The 24419-nt window shown below is 55.0% G+C and carries 22 protein-coding genes; 17 read left to right on the top strand and 5 right to left on the bottom strand.

Annotation, left to right across the window (positions count from 1 at the left end; translation table 11 throughout):
- Positions 1 to 4 precede the first annotated feature (4 nt).
- The gene (locus ACI1P1_RS05290; protein ID WP_416215333.1) at positions 5 to 1651 is read right to left on the bottom strand and encodes a PucR family transcriptional regulator; all 1647 of its coding nucleotides are present in this window, start codon (positions 1649 to 1651) and stop codon (positions 5 to 7) included.
- Between the two features lie 197 nt (positions 1652 to 1848).
- Between ACI1P1_RS05290 and ACI1P1_RS05285 the strand changes: the two genes are divergently transcribed.
- The 8 genes from ACI1P1_RS05285 to ACI1P1_RS05250 all read left to right on the top strand — a co-directional run bounded on the left by ACI1P1_RS05285 (position 1849) and on the right by ACI1P1_RS05250 (position 11013).
- Positions 1849 to 2574 carry an ABC transporter ATP-binding protein gene (locus ACI1P1_RS05285; RefSeq protein ID WP_416215332.1) on the top strand — a complete coding sequence of 242 codons (726 nt, stop codon included), beginning with the start codon at positions 1849 to 1851 and terminating at the stop codon, positions 2572 to 2574.
- A gap of 13 nt (positions 2575 to 2587) precedes the next feature.
- Positions 2588 to 3451, top strand: coding sequence for an ABC transporter permease (locus ACI1P1_RS05280; protein ID WP_416215331.1), 864 nt, complete (start codon positions 2588 to 2590; stop codon positions 3449 to 3451).
- Positions 3452 to 3478: 27 nt separating this feature from the next.
- The gene (locus ACI1P1_RS05275) at positions 3479 to 4606 is read left to right on the top strand and encodes an ABC transporter substrate-binding protein (protein WP_416215330.1); all 1128 of its coding nucleotides are present in this window, start codon (positions 3479 to 3481) and stop codon (positions 4604 to 4606) included.
- A gap of 73 nt (positions 4607 to 4679) precedes the next feature.
- Positions 4680 to 6059 (top strand): allantoinase AllB, encoded by a 1380-nt coding sequence (gene allB / locus ACI1P1_RS05270; protein ID WP_416215329.1) that lies wholly within the window; start codon positions 4680 to 4682, stop codon positions 6057 to 6059.
- A 36-nt stretch (positions 6060 to 6095) separates the two neighbouring features.
- Positions 6096 to 7367: a M20 family metallo-hydrolase gene (locus ACI1P1_RS05265; RefSeq protein ID WP_416215328.1), complete on the top strand. Its 1272-nt coding sequence runs from the start codon at positions 6096 to 6098 to the stop codon at positions 7365 to 7367.
- A 327-nt stretch (positions 7368 to 7694) separates the two neighbouring features.
- Positions 7695 to 8468: a (S)-ureidoglycine aminohydrolase gene (allE, locus tag ACI1P1_RS05260; protein ID WP_416215327.1), complete on the top strand. Its 774-nt coding sequence runs from the start codon at positions 7695 to 7697 to the stop codon at positions 8466 to 8468.
- A 312-nt stretch (positions 8469 to 8780) separates the two neighbouring features.
- On the top strand, positions 8781 to 9734 hold the full coding sequence (locus tag ACI1P1_RS05255; RefSeq protein WP_416215326.1) for a 2-hydroxyacid dehydrogenase: 954 nt from the start codon (positions 8781 to 8783) through the stop codon (positions 9732 to 9734).
- A gap of 25 nt (positions 9735 to 9759) precedes the next feature.
- A complete protein-coding gene (locus ACI1P1_RS05250) occupies positions 9760 to 11013 on the top strand; it encodes a Zn-dependent hydrolase (protein ID WP_416215325.1) in 1254 nt (417 codons plus the stop codon).
- A 116-nt stretch (positions 11014 to 11129) separates the two neighbouring features.
- Here the strand turns inward: ACI1P1_RS05250 and ACI1P1_RS05245 are convergent, their stop codons facing one another.
- Complete coding sequence (locus ACI1P1_RS05245; RefSeq protein ID WP_416215324.1) at positions 11130 to 12131, bottom strand: NAD(P)/FAD-dependent oxidoreductase; 1002 nt, start codon at positions 12129 to 12131, stop codon at positions 11130 to 11132.
- A gap of 450 nt (positions 12132 to 12581) precedes the next feature.
- On the opposite strand from ACI1P1_RS05245, the gene ACI1P1_RS05240 reads away from it, so the two are divergent.
- Together ACI1P1_RS05240 and ACI1P1_RS05235 are read left to right on the top strand one after the other, a co-directional pair.
- Positions 12582 to 13772 carry an NAD(P)/FAD-dependent oxidoreductase gene (locus ACI1P1_RS05240; RefSeq protein ID WP_416215323.1) on the top strand — a complete coding sequence of 397 codons (1191 nt, stop codon included), beginning with the start codon at positions 12582 to 12584 and terminating at the stop codon, positions 13770 to 13772.
- Positions 13769 to 14032, top strand: a complete 264-nt coding sequence (locus ACI1P1_RS05235) for a hypothetical protein (protein WP_416215322.1) — start codon at positions 13769 to 13771, stop codon at positions 14030 to 14032. Before ACI1P1_RS05240 ends, ACI1P1_RS05235 begins: the two co-directional genes overlap by 4 nt.
- 354 nt (positions 14033 to 14386) lie before the next feature.
- On the opposite strand, the gene hemQ is transcribed toward ACI1P1_RS05235, so the two are convergent.
- Complete coding sequence (hemQ, locus tag ACI1P1_RS05230) at positions 14387 to 15133, bottom strand: hydrogen peroxide-dependent heme synthase (RefSeq protein ID WP_416215321.1); 747 nt, start codon at positions 15131 to 15133, stop codon at positions 14387 to 14389.
- Positions 15134 to 15314: 181 nt separating this feature from the next.
- On the opposite strand from hemQ, the gene ACI1P1_RS05225 reads away from it, so the two are divergent.
- The 3 genes from ACI1P1_RS05225 to dnaI all read left to right on the top strand — a co-directional run bounded on the left by ACI1P1_RS05225 (position 15315) and on the right by dnaI (position 18984).
- Complete coding sequence (locus tag ACI1P1_RS05225; protein WP_416215320.1) at positions 15315 to 16193, top strand: alpha/beta fold hydrolase; 879 nt, start codon at positions 15315 to 15317, stop codon at positions 16191 to 16193.
- Between the two features lie 147 nt (positions 16194 to 16340).
- On the top strand, positions 16341 to 17873 hold the full coding sequence (locus ACI1P1_RS05220; RefSeq protein WP_416215319.1) for a replication initiation and membrane attachment family protein: 1533 nt from the start codon (positions 16341 to 16343) through the stop codon (positions 17871 to 17873).
- A gap of 151 nt (positions 17874 to 18024) precedes the next feature.
- The gene (dnaI, locus tag ACI1P1_RS05215; protein WP_416215318.1) at positions 18025 to 18984 is read left to right on the top strand and encodes a primosomal protein DnaI; all 960 of its coding nucleotides are present in this window, start codon (positions 18025 to 18027) and stop codon (positions 18982 to 18984) included.
- 129 nt (positions 18985 to 19113) lie between these two features.
- On the opposite strand, the gene ACI1P1_RS05210 is transcribed toward dnaI, so the two are convergent.
- Positions 19114 to 19242: a YqzM family protein gene (locus tag ACI1P1_RS05210; protein ID WP_416215317.1), complete on the bottom strand. Its 129-nt coding sequence runs from the start codon at positions 19240 to 19242 to the stop codon at positions 19114 to 19116.
- 673 nt (positions 19243 to 19915) lie between these two features.
- On the opposite strand from ACI1P1_RS05210, the gene trxA reads away from it, so the two are divergent.
- Complete coding sequence (gene trxA, locus ACI1P1_RS05205; RefSeq protein ID WP_258525678.1) at positions 19916 to 20260, top strand: thioredoxin; 345 nt, start codon at positions 19916 to 19918, stop codon at positions 20258 to 20260.
- Positions 20261 to 20520: 260 nt separating this feature from the next.
- Here the strand turns inward: trxA and ACI1P1_RS05200 are convergent, their stop codons facing one another.
- On the bottom strand, positions 20521 to 21453 hold the full coding sequence (locus ACI1P1_RS05200) for a tyrosine-type recombinase/integrase (protein ID WP_416215316.1): 933 nt from the start codon (positions 21451 to 21453) through the stop codon (positions 20521 to 20523).
- A gap of 206 nt (positions 21454 to 21659) precedes the next feature.
- On the opposite strand from ACI1P1_RS05200, the gene ACI1P1_RS05195 reads away from it, so the two are divergent.
- From ACI1P1_RS05195 to ACI1P1_RS05185, 3 genes are read left to right on the top strand one after another with little or no spacing between them, the layout of a single operon-like run.
- Complete coding sequence (locus ACI1P1_RS05195; protein WP_416215315.1) at positions 21660 to 22310, top strand: HD-GYP domain-containing protein; 651 nt, start codon at positions 21660 to 21662, stop codon at positions 22308 to 22310.
- 27 nt (positions 22311 to 22337) lie between these two features.
- On the top strand, positions 22338 to 22751 hold the full coding sequence (locus ACI1P1_RS05190) for a chemotaxis protein CheW (RefSeq protein ID WP_416215314.1): 414 nt from the start codon (positions 22338 to 22340) through the stop codon (positions 22749 to 22751).
- Positions 22752 to 22788: 37 nt separating this feature from the next.
- Positions 22789 to 24381 carry a methyl-accepting chemotaxis protein gene (locus ACI1P1_RS05185; RefSeq protein ID WP_416215313.1) on the top strand — a complete coding sequence of 531 codons (1593 nt, stop codon included), beginning with the start codon at positions 22789 to 22791 and terminating at the stop codon, positions 24379 to 24381.
- Positions 24382 to 24419: the final 38 nt, after the last annotated feature.

Here is a 24419-nt window from a genome sequence, read left to right as displayed (position 1 = left end):
CTCTTTATGTTTGTCCCTCCTGCAGAAGCTCACCAATGAGGAAGGCGATCCGGAAGCGGAGCGAATCATTGGAATCCCGGAGGCTGCGCCTGGTCAGCTGCTCATATTTGTTAAGCCGGTAGCTGACTGTATTGCGGTGCACGTACAAACGTTTTGCCGTTTCCCCGATTTGGCCCTGGGTATCCAGAAATACCCGGGCTGTAGCCATCAGCTCATCCCGCTCATGCGGCTCCTCCTCCAATACCGCGCGGAAGCTCTCCAGATAAAAGTCCGTCAACGCCCCCTCGGGAATCATCTTCAGGAGCTCTTCCGCCTCCTTCGTCCGGTAGCTTCGGATAAACCGGGTTTGCAAAGATTGGCAGCCATCCTGCAGCGCCGAGACCGCTTCATGGAAGGAAGCGGGAATATGGGTCAACTGCTCTACGGGATTGCCGATACCGAAGGAGAAGGAGAGGGCGTTCCAGCGGTACAGCTCCTCTTGAATGTCCCTGAGACACTCCGTCAGCTCCTTTTCCGTAAACGGGCGCTGCCACTCCCACTTGAGCAGAATGGCGAACAAATCCTTGTTGTTGAACATGACACATGGAAGTCCGTGGCGGTTAAGTGTCCGCTTCAGAATATCGTACAGCGCCTCGCGGCTGCTGTGCAGCAAACCTCTAAGCTCTCCCCGTTCCGGACTGTCGTCTGCTTTGCCCACAGCGCACCAATAGGTATATCCCTCTGTAATGCCATACCGTTTGCCTACCGTGGCGATCTCCGCAGCGGAAGCGAATCTTCCTTCAATTAAATCCCCGAAAAATTCATTCTTGTAGCGCCTCGACCTTTCCTTCAGCGCCTGCTGCTTCATCAGCTCAAACCCAATCACATTGATGGCCTGCTCCACAGCCAGACCCGGATAGGGGGAGTGGCTGTTTTGGCCGTTAACCAGAATCAGGAAGGCCGGCTGATAGGGCAGCTCGATGGCATAAACCAGGATCTCCGCCGAATTCGTGCCTCCCTCACCAGGCAAAAGGGAGAAGCTGGTGGAGCGTGCGGCGGTTTTTTTTAGGGTAGCTGCCGCTTCCGGGAGGGCGGCCAGCATACGTGCGGTCATAGGAGCCCCCTCATCCCCTGCTTGAGCCAGAATCCGCAGCTGTCCATCCGCCAGCAGCACCGTTCCTTCCACCAGATCCGACAGGATGCGGAGAATGGACTCATTTCCTTTTCCCTGCATGATGATGGTGGAGAAATCCCGGTGCATCTTCAGCGCATACCGCAGCTCTTCATTGTTCTTCTCCATCATGTAACGCAGGGATTCCTGGAGCAGCTCCCCTAAAGCGGGTTCCAGAGACAGCTCGATCAGCGGGAAATGAAGGGCATCCGCCAGCTCCAGCGCTTGTTTGGGAATCTCCTGAAGGAAACGTTTGGTTTTGATGCCCAACCCGGCACAATCCGCCTCTGCCATCTGCCCGATCAACAGCAGCAATTGGTCAGGCTGCTCCCGTATGGCGTAAGCCGTGGTCAGCAGAAGCTCATCGGGCTTCAGATAATGGATGATATCCGGCGCATCCATCATGTTGACGCTTTTGACCTGGCGATCCAGCCCCAATTCGCCGGCTCTGACCCGGACGTCCCGGTAGACGGGAAGCTGCAGCAGTTCTTTTAGCCGCATAAATCCGCCTCCTTAATGTTAGGAAACATAACGCAATTTATTATATATCATATGATTATTCCGTTAAATGTGCAAGATGCACAAAGGATACATGTAATATTGTTTACATGGTCTATTGATTCAGCTTGAAAATATGCTAATATGGAGGAAATCAACAAACGTTATGTAAAGAAATATAACATAAAGGAGGTTGGAGCATGAGCCTGGCTGTTCAAAACGTAGAAAAGGGGTACGGAGGAAGGAAGGTGCTTCAAAAGGTCAGCTTCACGGTGCAGCCCAATGAATTTATCTGCATTCTGGGCCACAGTGGCTGCGGCAAGTCCACCCTGCTGAATCTGATCGCAGGATTCCTCCAGCCTGACAGCGGCAGCATTACCGTCAACGGGGAAAACGTCAAGGGACCGTCCAAAGCGCGTTCCGTGGTTTTTCAGGAGCATGCCCTCTTCCCGTGGTACAACATCGTGGACAATGTGGCCTTCGGACCGATCGTGCAAGGGAAGGGAAAAACAGCAGCAAGGGAAACCGCCATGGAGTATCTCCGCCTGGTCGGGCTGGAGGATGTGGCAGAGAGTATGCCGGAGCAGCTGTCTGGCGGAATGAAGCAGCGTGTGGGCATCGCCCGTGCCTTGGCCAGCGGCCCGGATATTCTCCTGATGGATGAACCCTTCGGCGCTTTGGATGTCCTGACCCGGGAAATGATGCAGAAGGAGCTTCTGCGCATTTGGCTGGAGCTGAAGCCGTCCGTGTTGTTTATTACCCACAGCATATCAGAGGCGGTTTATCTGGCAGACCGGATTCTGGTGATGAAAAACGGGGAGGTAGCCAAGGTGTTCGAGGTTTCCATGAGCCGCCCCCGCTCCAATGCCCTGCCGGAATTCGCCCAATTGGTCCAGCGCATCCAGTCCGTCCTGACTCTGGAATAAGGAGACGAAAACCATGAACAAAACGGCTTCGACATTTGCCACCCCGGCAAAGCTGGCAGTCCCTGAGGCGAAGGTGCGCACCAAACCTGTTCTGCGGTGGAAGGATAAAACGGGACTTTTGCCCATCCTGGTGTTTTTTCTGGTGTGGGAGGCCATCAGCCGGCTGAATGAGCGTGTGGAGCTGTTCAATCCCACCTTCCTGCCCGCTCCCAGTGCCATTCTGCAGGAAATGTGGGCGTTGTCCAAAACCGGGCTGGTCCAGGAAAGCTTGCAGGCCAGCACCGTCCGCATTCTGCTTGGTTTCTCCATCGGCCTGATTCTGGCGGTTGCGGTGGGTGTGGTGATGAATAAATACAGAGCGGTGGATTATTGGCTGAGCCCGGTCCTGAATCTCCTGGGGCCCATTCCCGCCTTGGCCCTGCTGCCCATCTTCATCATCTGGTTCGGCATCGGCGAAATGCCCAAGGTGCTGCTGATTGCCTGGACCACCTTCATCCCGGTGCTGACCAATACCCTGGACGGCCTGAAATCCGTCAATCCGCTGTTGATCCGCTCTGCTCTGTGCCTGGGGGCCAAGGAGCGCCATATCTTCTGGCGGGTGGTGTTCCCCTCCGCCATTCCCAGTATTTTCGTGGGAGCGCAGGTGAGTCTGGGGCTGGGCTTCTCCTCCCTGATCGTCTCCGAAATGATGGGGGCCAAATCCGGTCTGGGGTACATCATTGTGGATGCCCGCAATTATTTCAAAATGGGCAATATGTTCGTGGCCATTATTCTTATCGGACTGGAATTCAGCATTTTCTCGTATCTCCTGAGGATTCTGGAGAGACGAATGGTGAGCTGGCGGCAAAACGGCGTGCGCAATGCAATAGAAAAATAAATCAATCCAAATCGGGGAGGAACCTACATGTTGAAATCGCGCTTGTCTCTTTTGTCCTTGTCCATGCTGCTTGTCCTGATGGTATTTGCTTCCGCTTGCGGAGCTGACGAGAAAACCGCTTCATCCCCCTCTGCAGCAGCTACAGCAGCACCAACCACAGCCTCCGGCGCTTCCACGGCTCCGTCTCCATCCACAGCGGCAGGCGGCGCCGTCGAAACCAAAAGCTTCACCCTGGTGGGGGTACGCGACGCTCAAATCTCCTCCCAGCAGATCATTGCCGACAAGCTGGGGTACTTTAAGGAAGCCGGGCTGGAGGTTACCAGCCAGCTGATCGAAAGCGGCCCGGACATCGGCCCCATGGTTGCCGGCGGCAGTGCGCCCATCAGCATCCAAACCAACTTCATGGATATTATTCTTACCTCCAATAAAGTAAAGGTGAAGATTGTAGCTCCTCTGGCCCAAATTGCCGGCACTCAGGCGGTAGTAGGGGGCAAGAACCTGGTGCTGAACAGCGCCAAGGATCTGGAGGGCAAAACCATCGGCGTTCCCAGTGGAGCCGACGTAGTCATTGCCATCAACAATATGGCCAAGGAGCTGGGTGTGGACGCAAGCAAGATCAAATATGTGAATCTGGCCCCTAGTGATGCGGTAACAGCGCTGCAAAAGGGCGATATTGACGCCATGGCCGCTTGGGAGCCGTTTATTACCAAGGCCATTCAAGGCGGCGGCAAGTTCCTGTTCAGCGGCACCAAGGCGGAGCTTCCCGAGAAGAAGGGGGATGTGAACTGGATGAGTGTACATACCACCATTCAGGTCACCGACGGCTTCCTGGAGAAGAACCCCAACACCATCAAGGCGGTTTTGGGCGCTCTCAAAAAAGCCACCGATTACATCAACAATAACCGTCAAGAGGCCATCAAGATTCTGGCGCCGGAGCTTCACTTGAGCGAGGCGGAGCTGACGGAGATTATGAACCGGAACAAGTACAGCATGGAGGTCAACAACAACTACCTGAACGACAGCAACGGTCCTGCCGTGGGCGAATACCTGAAGGGTGCGGGCAATATCAAGGAGCTTCAGGATCCGAAAAGCTACCATCAACTGGGCCTGCTGAAGGAAGTGGCGCCTGACCTGATTAAGGCGGAGCTGAAATAAGAATCGCTTACGTCCAAAGCCGGTCCCGGAACAATTGGTTCCGGGGCCGATTCAATCCTATGGGGGAATGGGCATGACACAATCATTCGATACGGTGATCAAAGGCGGGCATGTAGTGCTGCGAAACGAGGTGCGGAAGCTGGATATCGGCATCAAGGACGGTGTGATTGCCACCTTGGCGGAAACCCTGGACGGTTCTGCGGACAGCATCATCCAGGCGGATGGGGCGACTGTGGTTCCCGGCATGATCGATATCCATGTCCACTTGAACGAGCCGGGTTTGGCCGAATGGGAGGGGATTCCCACGGGAACGGCCGCCTTGGCTGCCGGAGGCTGCACCACCTGCTTCGATATGCCGCTGAACGGGCTGCCGCCCACCACTACCACAGAAGCGTTGGCCCTGAAGGAGAGTCTGGCCAAGGACCGCTCTCGTGTGGACTATGCCTTCTGGGGCGGGCTGGTGCCCGGCAACCTGGAGCAGCTGGAGCCGCTGGCCAAGCAGGGAGTGGTAGGCTACAAGGCCTTCCTGTCCGCAGCCGGCGGCAAGCAGGAGGGGGCCTTCCGGGAGGTGGACGACACCACGCTGTATGCGGGGATGGCGGAAATCGCCCGGCTGGGCAAGATCCTGGCGCTCCATGCGGAGAGTGAGCAGATTGTTTCGGCGCTGGCGGCACATACGATCGCAAGCGGCCGGGAGTCGGCATTGGATTATGCCCGGTCCCGTCCGGTATACGCGGAGGTGGAGGCGGTGAAGCGGGCTTTGTTTTATGCCCGGTTAACAGGCTGCGCCCTTCATTTTGTACACATTAGCACCCCGGAGGCAGTGGAGGAAATCTGTCTTGCCCGGGCGGCCGGACAGGATGTGACCCTGGAAACCTGCCCCCACTATCTGGTGCTGACGGAGGAGGCGATGAGGGACATCGGTCCTTTGGCCAAATGCGCCCCGCCCTTGCGCACCGCCAGGGAGCAGGAGGGGCTGTGGCAGGCTCTTGGCCGGGGGGAGATCGATATGATTACCTCCGACCACTCCCCCTGTCCCCCGGATATGAAAACCGCCTCCAGCTGGTTTGAGATCTGGGGCGGCATCTCCGGAGCCCAAAGCTCTTTGGAGCTGCTGCTGGGAGAGGGGCATGTGCGGCGCGGACTGCCGCTGCCTCTGCTGTGCCGGGCGTTGGCCACCCATCCGGCGGAGCGCTTCGGGCTTCACCCCCGAAAGGGGGAGATAACCGTCGGGGCCGATGCGGATGTGGCTATCGTGGAGTTTGCTCCGTATGTGCTGGAGCACGGTCAGTTGTTCGACCGCCACAAGCAAAATCCGTACGTGGGCCGGACCATGGAGTGCCAGGTCAAACAAACCGTGCTGAGAGGAACAGTCGTGTATGACTGGGAGCGGGGGTTTGCCGGAAGCCCGCAGGGGCTTTTACTCCGGGAGGAACGTCGCGTAACGATATAACCATGAATCTGCAGCTTGGCGAAAGGGGGGTCCGGGATGGGGAACGTTCATAAGCAGCACCTGCACATGTCCGAGAGCAGCCGTTCCCGCCTCTACTCGGATATTGAAGAAGCCACGGAATGGCTGGCCCAATTCGGCCAAGCGGCGGAGGGGGGCGTCACCCGCCTGTTGTATACCCCGGCCTGGCTTGCCGCACAGCAGGCTCTGGAGGAGAGGATGGGCCGGTTTGGCCTCACTCCGTATTATGATGATTGCGGCAACCTGTATGGCCGGTTGTCCGGGACAGACCGGGACGCCGGGGTGCTCCTGACCGGCTCCCATGTGGATACCGTGAATTGCGGAGGTAAGTTCGACGGTGCCTACGGCATTCTGGCCGGTATGCTGGCCCTGCGGTATCTGCGGGAGAACTGCGGCTCTCCCCGGCGCACCATTGAGGTGGTCTCCTTCTGCGAGGAGGAGGGAAGCCGGTTTCCCCTGACCTATTGGGGCTCCGGCAATATTGTGGGACGCTACAGCCTCGGCGCGGTGCCAGAGGTGACGGATAAGGAAGGGATCACCCTGGCGGCGGCCATGAGCGGGGCAGGCTTCGGGCAGAAGCGTTACCGCCCGACGGAACGAAGGGATATTGCGGAATTTATCGAGCTGCATATCGAGCAGGGATTTGTGCTTGAGAAGGAGAACAAAACCATAGGGATTGTGGAGGGAATTGTCGGCCAAAAAAGATTTACGGTGCGGCTGAAGGGGGCGGCCAACCACGCCGGCACCACCCCTATGAAATACCGTCATGATGCCTTGGCCGGCGCCGGCGCCATGATTGGCTGGATAGAAGGGCGAGCGTTAACCCAGCCGGAGCCCTTCGTGTCCACGGTGGGCCAGCTGGAGGTTTCACCCAATTCCTCGAATGTGATTCCGGGCCAGGTATGCTTTACTGTGGATGTGCGGGATGCGGTGGAGGAGCGGCTGGCGGCATTCTGTCTGGAGCTGCGGCAGGCATTCGCGGCTATTGCCGGGGGGCGCGGGTTATCGGTGGAGGTAGAGGAATGGATGAACATGCCTCCAGCCCTGATGAACCCGGCCATGAACAGCGAGCTGGCGGCTATCTGCGAGGCGAAGCGCCTGCCCTGGCGCCACATGTTCAGCGGTGCCGGGCATGACACCCAGGTGATCAGCCGGCTATGCCCGTCCACTATGCTGTTTGTGCCGAGCCATAATGGGATCAGCCATTCGCCGCTGGAATCCAGCAGCACCGCCGATCTGGCCACAGGCGTGGAGGTGCTGGCGGAGTGGCTGTACAAGCGGGCATATTAGGGTGCTAGGAGTCTGTCCGACGAAAGGAATAAGCGAATAAATATTCATGTGGAAAGACTGGGAGGGAAAGGGGTGACTTGAGGGCGAGTTTTTTGGCGGCTTTGAAACCTTATACATTCCATTCCATCAAGGCCGACAAAACGTGTTTGAGCATCCAAGGCACCCCTTTCCCGGTAAGGAATGAAACGAATGAAAATTTATTTACTCGAACTACTCTGTCGGACGAACTCCTAGATGGCGCCGCAGTTAGCGCACACATCCGGAAGCTGGCCGGTTCCCGCCGGATGAAGCGGCAGCAGGATGAATACGGTATAATGGAGGTCAGTTATGGGATATCCCAATGATATTTTATCGACGCGGGCTGTGGTCAAGCATGGGCTGTATGCGGTCATCCCGCCTACAGGTCTGGTCAATAATGTGATTCCCGGCGTTTCCGGGTGCAAGGTGAGCATTGTGGCCTCCCCCAAGATGGGGGCCAGCTTCGTCCAATACATCATCGCAGCTGAACCGGGAGCGCTGACGGACCGGGCGCTGGCGGATGAAGCGGGAGTGGAGTCCTTCCTGTATTGTGTGGAGGGAAGCTGCCAGGCCACTGTGGCGGGGGAAGAGCAGGAGCTGGCTGCCGGGGGGTACGTGTTCAGCCCGGCGGGAGCAGGCGGCATCCGGTTCCGCAATCCAACGGGGGAAACGGCGCAGCTTCTGTTGTACAAACAGCGGTATATCCCCTTGGAAGGGACGGAGGCTGGGGTTTGCTGGGGCAATGCCAACGAAATTCCGTTCCGTATTTTTGACGGAATGGAGAATGTGTTCATTAAGGATCTGCTTCCGGTGGAGCTGGGTTTTGATATGAACATGCACATTCTGTCCTTTGCCCCCGGGGGCTGCCATCCTTTTGTGGAAACCCATGTCCAGGAGCATGGCGCGTACATGCTGGAGGGGGAGGGTGTGTATTTGCTGGACGACAAGTGGTCTCCGATTAAGAAGGGCGATTTCGTCTGGTTCGGTCCGTATGTGCCCCAAGCCTCCTACGGGGTGGGCAGAGGTCCGTTTACGTATATTTACTCCAAGGACTGCAACCGGGACGTGAGCTTTGAGCTGTAGTGACGGACCGGCATGGAGTCCGACTTGTGCCCGGGATAGTGGCGGAGTTGGGCTAGAGGAAGCTCTAACGGCGGTAGAAGCCGCTATTTCGGCGAAAATGCCCCTTCACGAATTCTAACGGCGGCCAGAGACGCTATTTGACCGTTTTGGCCTTCCGGGAGCCCGATTGTCGTCCAATAACGTCTCCTGTTTCCGTTAGATTTTCACATCCCAGTTTTAGAGGCAAATAGCGTCTCTCACCGCCGTTAGAAAACCGCGTAAATCAAATAAATTGTAACTAACCAATTTGTGCTGGAAAAGGGGAAACAAACGATGCATATTGTGCTGCTGGAGCCTTTGGGAATACCGGAGGCCAGAGTAAGGGAATTGGCGGCGGGCCTGGAGGCCTCCGGCCACACCTTCACGTATTACTCCACCCGGACGGAAGAGGATGAGGAGCTGATTGAGCGGTCCAAGGGCGCCCAGGTGTTATTGATCTCCAACCTGCCGCTGAACCGCCGGGTAATTGAAGCCTGTCAGTCTCTGGAGCTCATCTCGGTAGCCTTCACCGGGGTGGACCATGTGGATCTGGCCGCCTGCCGGGAGCGGGACATCCGGGTATGCAATGCGGCGGGGTATTCCACCCATGCGGTAGCGGAGCTGGCCTTCGGGTTGGCCATTGCCGTATTGCGGCGGCTTGTCCCCTGTGATAAGGTCACCCGTGCAGAAGGGACCAAAAACGGACTGATCGGTTACGAGCTGTACGGCAAAACCTTCGGGATCGTCGGCACAGGCGCCATCGGCCTGAAAACAGCCGGCATCGCCAAGGCCTTCGGCTGCCGGGTGCTGGCCTACAGCCGAAGCCAAAAGCAGGAGGCGGCGGACAGCGGCATTGAATACACGGACCTGGATACACTCCTGCAGGAGTCGGATATCGTCTCGCTGCATGTACCGCTGACCGGGGAGACCCGGCAGCTGATTGACGCCCGGCGGCTGGGGCTGATGAAGCCCGGTGCCGTGCTGATCAATACCGCCCGGGGACCGGTAGTGGACAATGCGGCATTGGCCCAGGCACTGCATGAAGGGAAGCTGGGCGGAGCGGGGATTGATGTTTACGAGATGGAGCCGCCGGTTCCTGCGGACCATCCCTTGGTGGGAGCGCCCAATACGGTGCTGGCCCCCCATGTGGCCTTCGCTACCCATGAAGCATTGGATACCCGGGCGCAGATCGTATTTGATAATGTAGAAAAATGGCTGACGGCAGCGCCCCAGAATGTGGTCTGTTAATAGATAGCCGGGAGGAGGAGCTTGGATGAAGCTGCTGACGGAACAGGCTTCGGCCGATAATATTGCGCGGATTCTGGAGAAGCTGGACACCTTTAATTCCGACCCGTCCAGGGGAACGACCCGGGTGCTGTTCACTCCGGTGGAGATTGCCGGGCGCAATTACATCAAGGAGGAGATGGCCGCCCTGGGCTTAACCGTCCGGGAGGATGCTATTGGCAATATTTTTGCAGCATTGCCCGGCACTGATCCGTCGCTTGCCCCGGTATGGACCGGGTCCCATATTGACACCGTGCTCCAGGCCGGCATGTACGACGGTATGGCCGGTGTGGTGGCGGGGCTGGAAGCGGTGCGCCTGATTCGGGCCGCCGGGATTACCCCCAAACGGACCATCGAGGTTGTGGTGTACACCTCCGAGGAGCCCACCCGCTTCGGGCTGAACTGCCTCGGCAGCCGCGCGTTGGCAGGGGCACTCACTCTGGAGGATGCGGAGCGGCTGAAGGACGAGGAGGGCCGGACACTGGCGGAGGTACTGGCGGATCTGGGCTATGACCTGGCCCGCTTCAAGGATATCCCCATAGCCAGGGGAGCCGTCCACGGAGCCATCGAGCTCCATATTGAGCAGGGAGCCGTGCTGGAATCTCTGGGCCTGCCCATCGGGCTGGTGAAAACCATCTCGGCGCCTACCAATTTCGAGGTGTCCGTCCGGGGCAAACAATCCCATGCCGGCAGCACACCCATGCACCTGCGCCATGACGCTTTCCTGGCCTGCTGTGAGATTGCTCTGGAGCTGGAACGGCTGGCCAAGGCTTCCACCAGCCCGGATACGGTGGGGACAGTGGGCAAGGTGGAGGTGGTGCCCAATGCCTCCAACGTGATTTCCGGCCTGGTCCAATTCTCTATCGACATCCGCGACAGCGATTATGAAACCAAAAGCAAGCTGGTGGCCGGCCTCCAGACGTTCTTCCGGGAGGTGGAGGCCCGCAGGAAGGTGGAGCTGGACATCCGGCAGATCAACGACGACAAACCCACCCACTCCGATCCCGCTATTTTGGGCCTGCTGGAGGAAGCCTGTATAAAGAAGGACATTCCTTATCACAAAATGGTCAGCGGCGCCTTCCACGATTCCATGATGGTCGGCCGGTTTGCCCCTATCGCCATGATTTTTGTCCCCAGCAAGGACGGCATCAGCCATAATCCGGATGAGTTTACCGAATACGGCGATATCGCCAAAGGCACGGATATCCTGGTGGAAACCCTGCTCCGGATGACCATGGAATAGCCAACGTTTCCATGAAAAAAACCGCCTGTTACCGTACAGCCGCCCCCTGCAAAGGCATTTCATCTGGCAGGGAGGCGGCGTGTGGGTTAACCGGCGGTTTTATTATAGAAGGCGGTTTAGTGGAACTTCATACTGCTGCTGTGTCCCGGGGAAAGCCGGGCGTCCGGGTCCAGATAGACCTTGGCGTTGTTCACGGCAGTCGGCGCTTCGCCCAAACCTACCGCGATGAGCTTCAGCTTGCCCGGATACGTCGTAATGTCTCCCGCGGCGAAAATTCCCTCAATGTTGGATTGCATCTTGGTATCCACCACAATGGAGCCTGATTCAATATGAATGCCCCATTCGGCGATGGGTCCGAGTGAGGAGTTAAATCCGTAATTGACAATCACGGCATCCACCGGCATTTGCGTTTCCTCGCCGGACTTGGTGTCCTTGATGGTGACTGCTTCAATATACTCTTGTCCGTGCAAAGCTGTGATTTCCTTAGGGGTAACCACCTGCACCTTGGACTTCATCAGCTGTTCTACGCTGTGCTCATGGGCGCGGAATTTATCCCGGCGGTGGATCAGCGTTACCTGCGCGGCCACCGGCTCCAGCATCATCGCCCAATCCACTGCGGAGTCGCCGCCGCCGCTGACCAGCACACGCTTGCCTTCGAAGCGGGACAGATCCTGAATGAAATAATGAAGGTTTTTCTTCTCGTATTGCCGGGCTTCAGGCAGATCCAGCCGTTTCGGCTCGAAGGCGCCTGCGCCTGCTGTAATGATAACGGCTTTGGCTGTGTGCACCTGCTTGTCGGTGGTCACCTCGAACAGACGGTCATCCTTCTTGACCACGTTCAGGACTTTTTCCTCCAGCTGCACTTCCACCGGGAACTGCTTCATCTGGCTGACCAAGGAATCCACCAGCTCTTGGGCCCGTACCTTCGGGAAGCCGGCTACATCATAGATGTACTTTTCCGGATACAAAGCAGCCAGCTGGCCCCCCAGCTGAGGCATGCTTTCTATTAATTTGACGCTTGCATGGCGCATGCCGGCGTAGAATGCGGCAAAAATCCCCGCGGGACCGCCTCCGATCACGATTAAATCGGTATTGTTTTGTACGTTCGAATCATCCATGAGTATAGCTCCCCTTTAGAAGTTTGCAATAAATTTCACAATGTATCCATTCTAATCCATGTTTTATTATAATGCTCCAGCCTCAAGAAAGAAACCCCAAGCTTTACCCTGGAGTCGGTTTAGTAAGCCCCGGACAAGGGTATTTTTGACTCAAAGCCCTATTTCATGCCCTCCTTTTTCTTGTGAAAATACCCTTTTCAAAAAAAAGACTAGAAATTGTTGATTTTTATAGGTTTAATTTGTGATAATAATCATTAGAAATAACCGAATTTTTTGCCTTGATAAATTGATGGGAACATTATATGATTTCAATGCCACAACATGCCGGAGATAATTCCGGAACGTTTGCAAAAGCTAATGAACAGAAAACTTCCGATTGTGCACTAACGTGAGAATTTTCACAAACATTGCCACCGTACTTCAGAACCTCTATAGATGGAAGGGATACCAATGAGCCGAATACCAAGGATCGTGATTCTGGGAGCGGGATATGGCGGGATCGTCACTGCCATCGGGCTTCAGAAGGAATTGAACTATAATGAAGCCGACGTCACGCTTGTGAACAAGCATGACTATCATTTTATTACGACGCATCTGCATATGCCGGCGGCAGGCACGGATAATCCGGAGAATGCGCGGATCGAAATCTCCAAGCTCATTGACGAGTTCAAAATTGACTTCGTCAAATCCACGGTGGTTCAAATCCGGCCTTATGACAAAAAGATCATTCTCGAGGACAGCACCCTGTCCTACGATTATTTGGTCATCGGCCTGGGCGGCGAGCCGGAAACCTTCGGTATTCCGGGGCTGAAGGAGTATGCCCTCAATATCCGGAGCATCAACAGCGTCCGGCTGATCCGGGAGCATATCGAGTACCAGTTTGCCCGGTTTAAGCAGGAGCCCCACCGCACGGATTTCCTGACCTTCGTCGTAGGCGGAGCCGGGTTTACCGGGATTGAATTTGTGGGCGAGCTGGCTGACCGTATACCGGAGCTGTGCCGCGAGTTTGATGTAGATCCTGCTTTGGTCCACATTTATAATGTGGAGGCCGCGCCGACGGCACTTCCGGGCTTCGATGCGGATCTGGTGGAATACGCCATGCAGGTGCTGGCCAAGAAGGGCGTTACCTTCAAGATTGCCACCGCCATTAAGGAAGTAACAGTGGACGGCGTGATTCTGTCCGATGGGGAAACCATCCGTTCCTCTACGGTGGTTTGGACCGGAGGCATCCGGGGCAACCGCATGGTGGAGGAAGCGGGCTTCGATACCAAACGCGGCCGGATTGTGGTGGATTCCACCTTGCGGACCAAGGATTTCGAGAATGTGTATGTGGTTGGGGACTGCTCTATCGTGCTGAACGAGGAGGGCAAGCCTTATCCGCCTACCGCCCAGATTGCCACCCAGCAGGGGGAGATTGCCGCTTATAATCTGGTGGCGGCCATCCGCAATACTCCGATGAAGGACTTTAAGTTCATTAACCGCGGCATTATTGCTTCTCTGGGCAAAGGAGAGGCCATTGGCGTGGTGGGTACTAAGAAGCTGAAGGGCTTTATTGCCGCCATGCTCAAAAAAGTTGTGGAAATCCGCTACCTCTACAAAATCGGCGGAATCCCCCTTGTTATCAAAAAGGGCCGGTTATGAGACATTGCAGCGTACAGGTGCGGGGGCTTTTGACCCGTGAGGAGCTGGACCGGTATAATGCGCTGATGGAGGTGGGGGGCTTTCTGGAGTCTCAAACCCGCTATGACCTGGTGTACACCGTCCAGCGTGAGGTGGACCTGCTGATTATGCCTGCCATTGAACGGCTAAAGGAAAAAAGCCGCCAGCGTGACCGCGACACCGAGGCTTATCTCAACAGTAAAGCTGCCCCTACGGAAGCTGAAGGGGAAGACGAAGAATAAAAAAAGCTCGCCTTTGGCCGTTAGCGGCTAAAGCGGGCTTTTTTTGCTGCCCAAATTGCTGCGTGTTTTGGTTTGGTTGCAGGCAGCGGTGCTGTTTTGGACGCACGCGGCGGTGCGGCACCGGTAACATGTAACGGAACAGCGACTCTTAGCCCGGCTAAATGGGCTATTTCTCGCGGTTAACGGAACCCAGAAGCGCTTAGCGGGTGGCTGAAGGGCCAAAGTAGGGTGTTCACCCATGTTAAGGGTCGCTGAGTTCCGTTAGGATGCAAAAACGTTTGTTTTTGGCCCGTAAGAGCCGCTGAGTTCCGTTAGCGTAGAGACCCCGCCAGTTCCGTTAGCCGTAGAGCCCGATTACACCGTAAACAAACGGTCCAGCTTCGGCTTGTCCAGCAGGTTGCCCACATAGAAACCCCCGAACTCGCCGTATCGGGCGCTGGCTTCATCGAAGCGCATTTCATATACCAGCTTTTTGAACACCAACGGGTCATCACTGAACAGGGTTACGCCCCACTCCCAATCGTCGAAGCCGACGGAGCCGGTAATAATTTGCTTCACGCGCCCGGCGTAACTGCGTCCGATCAAGCCGTGGTTCCGCATCATTTCGCGGCGGCGCTCCATAGGCTCCATGTACCAATTATCCTGGCCGTCCCGCTTTTTGTTCATGGGGTAGAAGCAGATATGCCTGGACTGGGGGAGCTGGGGTTTCAGTCTGGCCACGATCTCCGGGTCCTCCATAGGATTGGTACCGGGTTTGGCCATGTAGCTGGAGAGCTCCACCACCGATACGTAGGAATAAGCAGGGATGGTAAAGTCAGCGAAAGCTGTTTTTTGGAAGTTGGCTTCCAGCTCGTTCAATTCATCCAGGGTTTCCCGCAGGTGCATAAACACGATATCCGCCTTTTGGCCGACAATGGAATAGAAGGCAGTGCTGCCGGTTTTGGCTTCTCCCGCTTGGGCGCATTGGCGAAGGAACTGCTCCAGCTCCTCCATCGCCTGCTCCCGCAGCTCCGGCGGACTTGCTTTCCAGGACTGCCAATCAATGCTCCGAAAATCATGAAGGGCATACCAGCCCTCCAGGGTTTGAACCGCTTCGCTCATGGAACATCCTCCCTGCTGTTTATGTACTTAATAATCACTATTACATTGTAGACAAATTGAAATAAAAGGGCAAACGGACATGATATTTCAGGGTTGCGGATAAGGGTCCCATGTATGATCGGAAGGCAGGGGTGCCAAGCTAAGGACATCAAGCCAATCCGTAAAAGAAAGGTGATCTCTTATGCCCATGGCATTCGTTAACGGAACCCGGCTCCATTACCATGTGGATGGCCGCGGCATTCCTCTTGTTTTCATTCATCCGCCGCTGTTGAACCAGGAAATTTTTAATTACCAGAAGGCCCAGCTGTCGGACTCCTTCAAAATTATTACCTTCGATATCCGCGGACACGGTCTGTCCGAACCTTCGCCTGCCCCAGTCACCTACTCCCTGATCGTGGAGGATATGCGGCAGCTGCTGGAGCATCTGGATATCCGGGAAGCGGTGGTATGCGGCTATTCCACAGGTGGCGGCATTGCGCTGGAAGCCATGCTGACCCATCCTCAGACCTTCACCGGAGGGATCCTCATTTCGGCTATGTCGGAAGCCTCGGATTGGTACCTGAAGGGCAGGATCAGGGCAGCATCGGGACTGTCCCGGATTAAAGCCAAGCGGCTTCTGGGCGGTTTGGTGGGCTGGGGCAACGCGGATATGAGCCTTACCTTCAGCAATCTTTATAAAGGAGCGGTGGAAGGGGACAGCCGCAATATCCGCGAGTATTATGACCACAGCCTGACGTATGCCTGTACCGACCAGCTGTCGTCCATTCAGCAGCCGGTGCTCCTTTTGTACGGGGAGAAGGATGTCGGCTTCCACCGTTATGCCAGGCTGTTGGAGGCGAGATTGCCCTACAGGGACCTGATTTTTATTGAAAAAGCAACCCATCAGCTGCCCACCAAAGCCCCCCGGACCATGAACCGGATTGTGGAGCAATGGGTGTCCCGGCACTTCGGAGGGGCTGTCCGGAAGCCGGCCAGAGCAGCAGCAAGCCCAGCGGAAGAAATGGTCACTGTGCCTGCCGGAGATATATCCGCCGGAAGAGAAACCACACATCAGCTGTAAACCCGTGATTATCAAGCCTTCATGCCCATGGAAGTATGCCGGGGTGTGGAGGCTTTTTGGCGTTTCTCGAAAACTCCTATCTGCGGTGTCGATTCTTGTGGTAGAATGGAGGGTGATCTCTATTGAAACGGGTGGGAGAATAACCGGATGAAAGTAACCAATTTATTGCATTTTACGGAACATCACCGGTTCACCGTCAGCCGGAGCTTCGCAGTGGGAAGTCTCGGCTTGAGGATGCTGTCCTCCATCTATCAGCCCATGATCGGCCCGGGAGCCATTGCCTTGTACCACACGCTGCACCAACAGCTTCCCGTGGATAAGGCGGGGTATTCACCCCTGGAAGCCCAGCGCAGGCTGTTTTTGCAGATGGAGCTGGAGCCCGGGGAAAAGGGCCGCCGGCAGTTTATGGATTTGACCTCCAGACTGGAAGCGGTGGGGCTATTGTCCACCAGCCGCCGCCTGTACCCGGAATCGGAGGAATGCGTCTACGAATACCGGCTGTTTGAGCCGCTGTCCCCGGCGGAATTTTTCCGGAACCAGCATTTGGCTATGCTGCTCCGGGATAAGGTAGGGAAGATGATGCTGCTGCAGCTGCGTGACGAGCTGCTGGCTGATGAGCCTGCCGAGCTGAATGGAGCCGCGGCGGAGCAGCTGTCTGTTCCGTTCTATGATTTATTCCGCTTGAACACCAAGGTGATGGACCCGGATCTGGAGGAGGCGCTGTATGAGACGGCTGCCGGCCGGGACAAATCGGGTGGGTTGGACACCGAAACCAAAGGTTTTACCTATACGGATATTATCCGCCGTTTTCCCAAGGGCTCGCGCAACCGGCCTTTTGTGGAGGCGCTGCAGTTCCGGGAAGGACATCTGGCAGCCATTAACATAGCGAAGAGCAAGTACAATCTGGAGCTTCAGGAAACCTGCAGGCTGCTGGATGAGGACGGGATTTTTGACGAGGAAGGTAATTTGCTGTTTGAGGAGCTGCAATACCGGGCTAATCTGCTGTACCGGCAGGCCAAGCGGCGGGATGAATTCGCCGGGCGCAAGGTGCACCGGCTGGTGGCAGCGCAGTCTGCCGAGGACGGGCAGGATGAGGAGCTTCAGGAAAAAGGCGTCCAGATGGAGTATTATCTGGAGGTGCCGGCGCTGTTCCAGGGCCAATGCGATGTCCACCAGTACAACATGCTGCTTCGGAACGAACCCTATACGCTGGTGCTGAAGCGGTTTTTCCCTCACGGTACAGTGCCGGACGGGGTGCTGGACGTTTTCGAGAAAATCGACCTGAATTACGGCCTCAACGGCGAGGTCATCAATGTTCTTATCCATTTCCTTCATACGGACCGCCGTTCCTGGGTCAAAAACTCCATTGAGGCCATTGCCTCAGACCTGTTGGGCAAGCAGGTAGGCACCTACGAGGATGCGGTGGAGTATATCCGCGAGAAGGCGCGTTATAAGGCCAAGGCCGGCGCCAGGCGCAAGGACGAAGGAGTGGCGGCGGCTGCAGGCGCCACGGGGAAGTCAGCTTCGTCAGGCGGGTCCCGCGGGGCAAGAGGCGGGGGCAAGCAGAAGCCGGTAATCCCGGTGGCCCTGGACAAAGCCGGCGGCCGCAAGCAGCTGTCGGATGAAGAGATGGAGGCCATCATCAAGAAGGCCAGCAGATGGGAAGAAGGAAGGGCGTAGCCCATAGTGGATGCTTACGAAGTTGGCTTTGCCTGACGGCAAAAGCCTTAGCTAATGCTTACGAAGTTGGCTTTGCCTGACGGCAAAAGCCTTAGCTAATGCTTACGAAGTTGGCTTTGCCTATCGGCAAGGCCCTTAGGAGGTGACGTGAATGGAATCCATGTCGGAGGTCCTCCGCACTCTGCCGTTCGCGGCCCTGCGCAAGCAGGCGGAGGAGCGGTACCGTGCGGTTCTGCAGGACCCGCTTGTGCAAAAGTGGCGGGCCAAATACCCCGAGCTTACAGATGAGGATATCAACTTAAACCTCAATAAGATGTACCAGTATGTCAAGGAATACCGGACCTGCCGGGAGTGTCCGGGGCTGGACAAGTGCCCCAACGAGCTGGAGGGCCATGCCACACGGCTCATGGTGGACGAAATTCACGGGCGCCAGCAGATTTACGACCAGAAGGTCCCTTGTCCCCGCTATACCGTGTGGGAAGCGGAGGAGGCGGTGAAGCGCCGGATCACCAGCTTTTATGTAGACCAGGGCACGCTGACCCGGGGTTATGATCTGAAGGAGATTGTGCGGGCGGACAGCGAACGCGCCGAGGCCGTAGGTTATCTGGTGGATTACATCGACCGTGCCAAGGAGACCGGGCTGCCCACAAGAGGACTGTATCTGCAGGGACCACTCGGCACTGGGAAAACCTTTTTGATGTGCTATATGCTTTATGAGCTGGCCAAACAAGGTTTAAGCGGCGTAATTGTGTATATGCCGGATTTCTCCGAGGATCTTAAGGCTATGTTCGGGGAGCCCCACAAGCTGAAGGATACCATTGAGCTGATGAAGGAGACGGATCTGCTGGTATTTGACGATATTGGCGCAGAGAATATGAACCCCTGGCTCCGGGATCATGTGCTGGGGACGATCCTGAATTACCGGATGAACCGCAAACCGACCTTTTTTACCTCCAATTACGAGTTCGGCGGGCTGGAAAAGCACTTCAGCTTCACCAGCAAGGACGGGGAAGAGGAGTTTAAGGGGCAGCGGATTATGGACCGCATCCGTCATTACGTGGACATTATCGAGGTGCATGGGACCAATAAACGGAAGCTGGAGGGGGAGTGACCGTCGCCGTTCGTTCCGATTCCCGTGCGTGATTCAAGTGACTCCCGTGATGCAAGAAACTCCCGTGATGCCAATGAATAGCCAAAGAAAACCCGGCCAGGTGGCCGGGTTTTTCTGTTCGTTGAGGTGCTACAGCACGGAAGCGACGGTAGCGGCGGCCGCAAGCAGGAAGCTGAAGCCGAAGAAAATGGCAAACCCAAGAGTAGAGTCAGACTGGTTGCGAGGGTCTTCATGAATGTGTTCCCGGGGATCATACATAGCTGGCGGTACCTCCTGTTCCGGTGCAGACACCGTTAATATAATAGAATTTTTGTAACCAGATTATAATGATTACAATTTGTTGGGAATAGTATACGCATTATTACCCCGGATTGTAAAGGCGAAACCGTTGAAGTGCTTTGTCTTCGCTGCTTAAACCGCATATTGCGAAAAATCCGGCGCTTAACGGAAACAGATTTCCGCTAATCTCCGCGGGGGAGCCGCTGCTTAATCGATAGCGGAAAGGAATTTCCGCTATCCGGACAGAAGGCTGCCGGTCAGAGGCATCCGCGGTGGAATTGCGGAAAAGGCCTTCCGCTATCAACCTTCACAGCTTGCTGGCAGGGGGTTAACGGAAGTTTGCTTCCGCTATTTCAGCCGCGCCGGTCACAAATGGGCTATAACGGAATGCAAACCTCCGCTATTGGCGGATTTACGGGCATTTCAGCCGCAAAAGCTACAAATAGCGGAAAATCCGCTTCCGCTAAACGGGATTTTTGCGGAAGAGGCAGCAGATAGCGGAAGTTCACCTTCCTTTATTTTGCAGGAGGTTATGTGTGCATAATGAGGCAGTGGAGAGCATTTGGGCTGACCGGATGTCTATTCTGCGGGCTATTCTGGCAGGAATGTGGTATACTTTACATGTACGTGTTGGCGTCCAGCAGGCGCCATAATTCATGATGAACGATACAGAAGGAGGATATCCATGGCAATTGTCAACGTGTCGGACCAATCCTTTAAGGCGGAGGTTGAAGGCGCGGGTACAGTCCTGGTAGATTTCTGGGCACCATGGTGCGGCCCTTGCAAGATGATCGCGCCGGTACTGGAGGAGCTGGACCAGGAGTTGAATGTGAAGATCGCGAAAGTGAACGTGGATGAGAATCAAGAATCGGCATCCCGCTTTGGCGTGATGAGCATTCCCACTCTGATTGTGTTCAAGGACGGCCAGCCCGTGGATAAAATTGTGGGATTCCAATCGAAGGATGCACTCAAAAATGTGCTCAATCGACATGCGTAACCATTTTCTTTCATAAAAAAGAGCCGCTGATCCTCTCCGGACAGCGGTTCTTTTGCTCGAAAGGACACTAATTTGCCTTTCTTTTTTGTGTATCGACGGGTGAAAAATGATAGGTCGTGCAATAATAGTTATACGACATCCGACACAAATCGATAGAGATTTTTGTAATTTTATTGCTACATATTGGTTAATTATAGGTTTTTACAGAGGATATATCAATACAAAAAATCAAATTGCAGCCTTTTTTCTAAAGTTTTGACTTATTCCTCATGAACCATTAGACAGTCTTCGACATAGTCCGGGGCTGCTTTTTCAATTTGCTCGACGGTATGGAGGTACCGCTGTGTCGTATTGATATGGGAATGTCCTAACGTGCTTTGCACCTGCTGAAGGGTTGCTCCGCTCAATAATGCAAGAGTCGCATTGGTGTGCCTCAGCCAGTGGGGCGTCGGCTTTTTGGATGGAAAGCACTGGTTGGCAGCAGCCTGAATGATCCGTTCTACCTGCCTGGGGGAAATCGGGAATACGTAGTCCGCATCCGCGGCCATTCCTTTTTCCTGCAGGTTTTTTTTGTATTTATCCAGCATTGACCATAAGCGTCCCGGCACCTTCACCCCGCGCTGCTTTCCCCCTTTTCCCTTCTCCACCGTCAACCAAACGGATGTATTCAACGGGTCCGGCTGGAAATTTCCCCATCGGACCGACACGAGCTCGGATACCCGCAAACCCAGCATTACCAAGGCTAAAACAATCAAATAGTTCCGTTCCTTGCCCTTTTTCAAGTGTTTCAGCAGGATAAGCACCTCTTCTTGGGTCAGATAGCGCTTGGTGCTGGTCACGGGAACACTGGGAATTTTTACAGCGGTAGCCGGGTTCTGCGGAAAAAGTCCGATGTTGGGATCACTCCCCCATTTATACAAGGATTTCAGCGGTGCAATCAGTGCAGAGATGCTGGCAGGGGCAAGCGGTTGCCCCGAATAGCTGCAATATCCTTTGGCCAAGCCCATTTTAAAAGCCTCAATATCCTTCCAATTTACCTGGGCCAGCTGCTTATTCGTAACAAATCCGCGGAACAGTAAAAAGGCTCTCCGGTAGTTGCGGGCCGTTTGCGGGGAATGGCCATGTACGGCTAGATAGAGATCAATAATCTGTTCATCATCCAGTTCCCCTTCAGGGCTTGTCATTTTGACCATTTCTATAATCCGGGAATCTCGCCTCATGTCTAACATTATGGTATTTTTTTACACTCCTTTTCGTGGATGTCGTATAACTATTATTGCACGACATCGTTCGATTGTCCTATAAAAAATTGGAATAACTTGGATAATTTGAAGTAATTTATTTCCCTACAAACGCTTTTTCTGGATAATAAATACTTCTAACGGCGTAGGAGGCGGCAATGAACGGGAAAATACTGGATTTCAGGAAGAAGAGTCGGCTGAAATACCATGACGACGGGCTGGCCAACATTTTAGCCATTTTGAAAAGGAAGCATGTAGAGACGTATCATCATTCCGTGAGGGTAGGCAGAATCAGTCAGGCGTTGGCCCATATCCTTAAATTCAGCCAGGAGGAGCAGGAAAAGCTGCTGCTCGGCTGTCTTCTCCATGATATCGGCAAACTGATGATTCCCAATGATATTCTCGATAGCGACAAACGCCTGACAGAAGATCAGTGGCGCATTATGAAGCTCCATCCCATTATCGGAACAGAACTGGTTTCGAGCCTTCTTCCTTTATCCGAGGAGATTCTCAGTATCATCCGCCATCATCATGAGCGTTGGGACGGGACGGGATACCCCGCCGGTTTAAAAGGGGAGGAAATCCCGCTGAATGCCCGGATTTGTGCCGTGGCGGATGCCTTTGACAGCATGGTTTCCCACCGGCCCTACAATGATCTCAAAAGCTTCGAGGAAGCGCTCCAGGAGCTTCAGGAGCATGTGGAAACTCAATTTGACACCGCGATTGTCATCAAGTTCAGCTGTATCCTTAACCGCGTTCGCGATATCTATCCCCAGGAGCGGCGGGAGCAAACAGACTACTTTGTGTAGAGAGGGATTCTTATGCAGGCGGCTCTAATGGAACAGTATGTGCAGTTCAGTATCTTGGGGGAGAATTACTCCATCCGGATTTCCGGCATTCATGAAATTATTCGTATGCAGCCCATTACTTTCATCCCCAATTCACCGACATATATGAAAGGAGTCATCAATTTACGCGGGAGCATCATTCCGGTAATCAGCTTGAGAAGCCTGTTTCTTATGGAAGAGGCGGAGCCTACCAAAGCCTCCCGCATTATGGTGGTTCATTACCGTGGTAACCCAATGGGGATTATTGTAGACAAAGTAGATAAGGTGGTGGTATTCTCCAACATTCACGAAGCCTCCTCCCAGTACGGAAACGGGAGTATGGCTTGCATTTCCGGCATCGGCATTGCCGCCGGTGAATTAGTCGGCATCATAAACCTGGATGAAATCCTGCTAGAGACGTAAAAAACCCATTTGCGAGATACAACAAGGAGTGGAGAACATGATGTGGTTTGCCAACATGAAGACAGGGACAAAGCTGATTTCATCCTTCGCCGTATTGGCGGTTATTGTGGCGGTAGTCGGGTTATTCGGATTGATGAACTTAAGCAAAATCAATGATAGTCTGGATGATATGTACAAAAACCAGCTGGTGGCGGTCCAATCCCTGGAGGAAATCGACGCAGCCGTTCAAGAAGCGCGCCATGAGCTGCGGAAGGTTTATATGGTGGAGCAAAAGGAACGGGCAGCCGTTTCGGACGGAGGACTTAAGCTCCTGGAAGAGGCGGGAAAACAGCTTGCCACCTTCAAGCAAACGGAGCTCTCACAAGCATCCACTGCTGAGCTGCCGAATCTGGAGAAGGCATTGGCGGACTACAGAAAATCCTATGAGGAGGCATCCCAACACGGCATTAACAATAATCTCGAGCGTTTGCTTGAAATGTTGAATGGGGGCGAAATTAATATTACGCGCACCAAGCTCACCGATTCGTTGGACAAGCTTTTGAAAATCAACAACGATGAGGCGCTGCATGCGAGGAATGATGGGAAGGATTTGTATACCCGCTCCCGTAATTTAACGGTAGGGGTGATTATCGGGGCGGTGCTTCTCAGCGGATTGCTGGGCTGGGTGATTTCCCGGGCAATCTCCAACCCACTGAAAAAGGTGATGGTGATTGTCGGTGATGTGGCCGGAGGAGATCTGAGCCGTACCTCCGATATCAAAACCAAGGACGAAATCGGACAGCTGGCCCAAGCTGTGGACAGCATGGTGCTGAATCTGCGGGGCATAGTAGGCTCCATTCTCGCCAATGCGCAGAATGTGGCGGCTTCCGCCCAGCAAATCTCGGCCAGCAGCGAGGAAATCGCCGGGGGCAGCGCCAATCAGGCGGAGGCGGCCCAAACCATCAGCGAGCTGTTTAAGGAGCTGTCGGCAGCTATCCATTCCGTAGCGGCCAATACGGAGCAAACCTCCGAGCTGGCGGAGGAATCCATCCGTCTGGCCATGGAGGGCAGGGACGTGATCCAGTCGTCCATGACTTCCATGGAGGCGGTCAGCACACAGATGGCCAAGCTTGAGGACGATTCCCACAAAATCGGGGAGATTCTCGATGTGATTGAGGATATTGCCGACCAGACCAATCTGCTGGCCTTGAACGCGGCTATTGAAGCAGCCCGGGCCGGGGATCAGGGACGCGGCTTTGCGGTAGTCGCCGACGAGGTCCGGAAGCTTGCGGAGCGCAGCCGTGACGCCACCAAGCAGATCACCGGCATTATCCGGATCATGCAGGACAATACCCGCCAAAGTGTGGCGACGGTGCAGGAAAGCGGCAATTTCTCCAAGCAGTCGGGCAATTCCTTCCATCATATCTCCAAAATGGTCAATGATGCCGGCGCAAAAATTTCCGAGATTGCGGCAGCCAGTGAAGAGCAGGCGGCGCAAAGCGCCAATGTGCTGAATGCGGTGGAGAATATCTCTGCTGCTACGGAGGAAGGGGCGGCGGCCAGCCAGGAAATGGCGGCAACGGCCCAATCCTTGTCCTTATTGGCGGATGAGCTTCAGAAGGCGGTCATCTGGTTCAAGATGCCGGCTTAACGGAAGGCGCCGGTCTTAGATGCAGAACGCTATCCCTC

The organism is Paenibacillus mesotrionivorans, from assembly GCF_046098205.1.
GTDB classification, from domain to species: Bacteria; Bacillota; Bacilli; order Paenibacillales; family NBRC-103111; genus Paenibacillus_AR; species Paenibacillus_AR mesotrionivorans.
This window is presented reverse-complemented; position numbering and strand designations above follow the sequence as displayed.

What these genes read in the sequence shown, in the direction of transcription:
- ACI1P1_RS05235 (WP_416215322.1), top strand. Translation starts at nt 13,769, where the DNA reads ATGAGACATTGCAGCGTACAGGTGCGGGGGCTTTTGACCCGTGAGGAG.
- ACI1P1_RS05285 (WP_416215332.1), top strand. Translation starts at nt 1,849, where the DNA reads ATGAGCCTGGCTGTTCAAAACGTAGAAAAGGGGTACGGAGGAAGGAAG.
- ACI1P1_RS05255 (WP_416215326.1), top strand. Translation starts at nt 8,781, where the DNA reads ATGCATATTGTGCTGCTGGAGCCTTTGGGAATACCGGAGGCCAGAGTA.
- ACI1P1_RS05225 (WP_416215320.1), top strand. Translation starts at nt 15,315, where the DNA reads ATGCCCATGGCATTCGTTAACGGAACCCGGCTCCATTACCATGTGGAT.
- ACI1P1_RS05275 (WP_416215330.1), top strand. Translation starts at nt 3,479, where the DNA reads ATGTTGAAATCGCGCTTGTCTCTTTTGTCCTTGTCCATGCTGCTTGTC.
- ACI1P1_RS05190 (WP_416215314.1), top strand. Translation starts at nt 22,338, where the DNA reads ATGGAACAGTATGTGCAGTTCAGTATCTTGGGGGAGAATTACTCCATC.
- hemQ (WP_416215321.1), bottom strand. Translation starts at nt 15,133, where the DNA reads ATGAGCGAAGCGGTTCAAACCCTGGAGGGCTGGTATGCCCTTCATGAT.
- ACI1P1_RS05185 (WP_416215313.1), top strand. Translation starts at nt 22,789, where the DNA reads ATGATGTGGTTTGCCAACATGAAGACAGGGACAAAGCTGATTTCATCC.
- ACI1P1_RS05240 (WP_416215323.1), top strand. Translation starts at nt 12,582, where the DNA reads ATGAGCCGAATACCAAGGATCGTGATTCTGGGAGCGGGATATGGCGGG.
- ACI1P1_RS05265 (WP_416215328.1), top strand. Translation starts at nt 6,096, where the DNA reads ATGGGGAACGTTCATAAGCAGCACCTGCACATGTCCGAGAGCAGCCGT.
- ACI1P1_RS05220 (WP_416215319.1), top strand. Translation starts at nt 16,341, where the DNA reads ATGAAAGTAACCAATTTATTGCATTTTACGGAACATCACCGGTTCACC.
- ACI1P1_RS05290 (WP_416215333.1), bottom strand. Translation starts at nt 1,651, where the DNA reads ATGCGGCTAAAAGAACTGCTGCAGCTTCCCGTCTACCGGGACGTCCGG.
- dnaI (WP_416215318.1), top strand. Translation starts at nt 18,025, where the DNA reads ATGGAATCCATGTCGGAGGTCCTCCGCACTCTGCCGTTCGCGGCCCTG.
- allB (WP_416215329.1), top strand. Translation starts at nt 4,680, where the DNA reads ATGACACAATCATTCGATACGGTGATCAAAGGCGGGCATGTAGTGCTG.
- ACI1P1_RS05210 (WP_416215317.1), bottom strand. Translation starts at nt 19,242, where the DNA reads ATGTATGATCCCCGGGAACACATTCATGAAGACCCTCGCAACCAGTCT.
- allE (WP_416215327.1), top strand. Translation starts at nt 7,695, where the DNA reads ATGGGATATCCCAATGATATTTTATCGACGCGGGCTGTGGTCAAGCAT.
- ACI1P1_RS05280 (WP_416215331.1), top strand. Translation starts at nt 2,588, where the DNA reads ATGAACAAAACGGCTTCGACATTTGCCACCCCGGCAAAGCTGGCAGTC.
- ACI1P1_RS05250 (WP_416215325.1), top strand. Translation starts at nt 9,760, where the DNA reads ATGAAGCTGCTGACGGAACAGGCTTCGGCCGATAATATTGCGCGGATT.
- ACI1P1_RS05195 (WP_416215315.1), top strand. Translation starts at nt 21,660, where the DNA reads ATGAACGGGAAAATACTGGATTTCAGGAAGAAGAGTCGGCTGAAATAC.
- ACI1P1_RS05200 (WP_416215316.1), bottom strand. Translation starts at nt 21,453, where the DNA reads ATGGTCAAAATGACAAGCCCTGAAGGGGAACTGGATGATGAACAGATT.
- ACI1P1_RS05245 (WP_416215324.1), bottom strand. Translation starts at nt 12,131, where the DNA reads ATGGATGATTCGAACGTACAAAACAATACCGATTTAATCGTGATCGGA.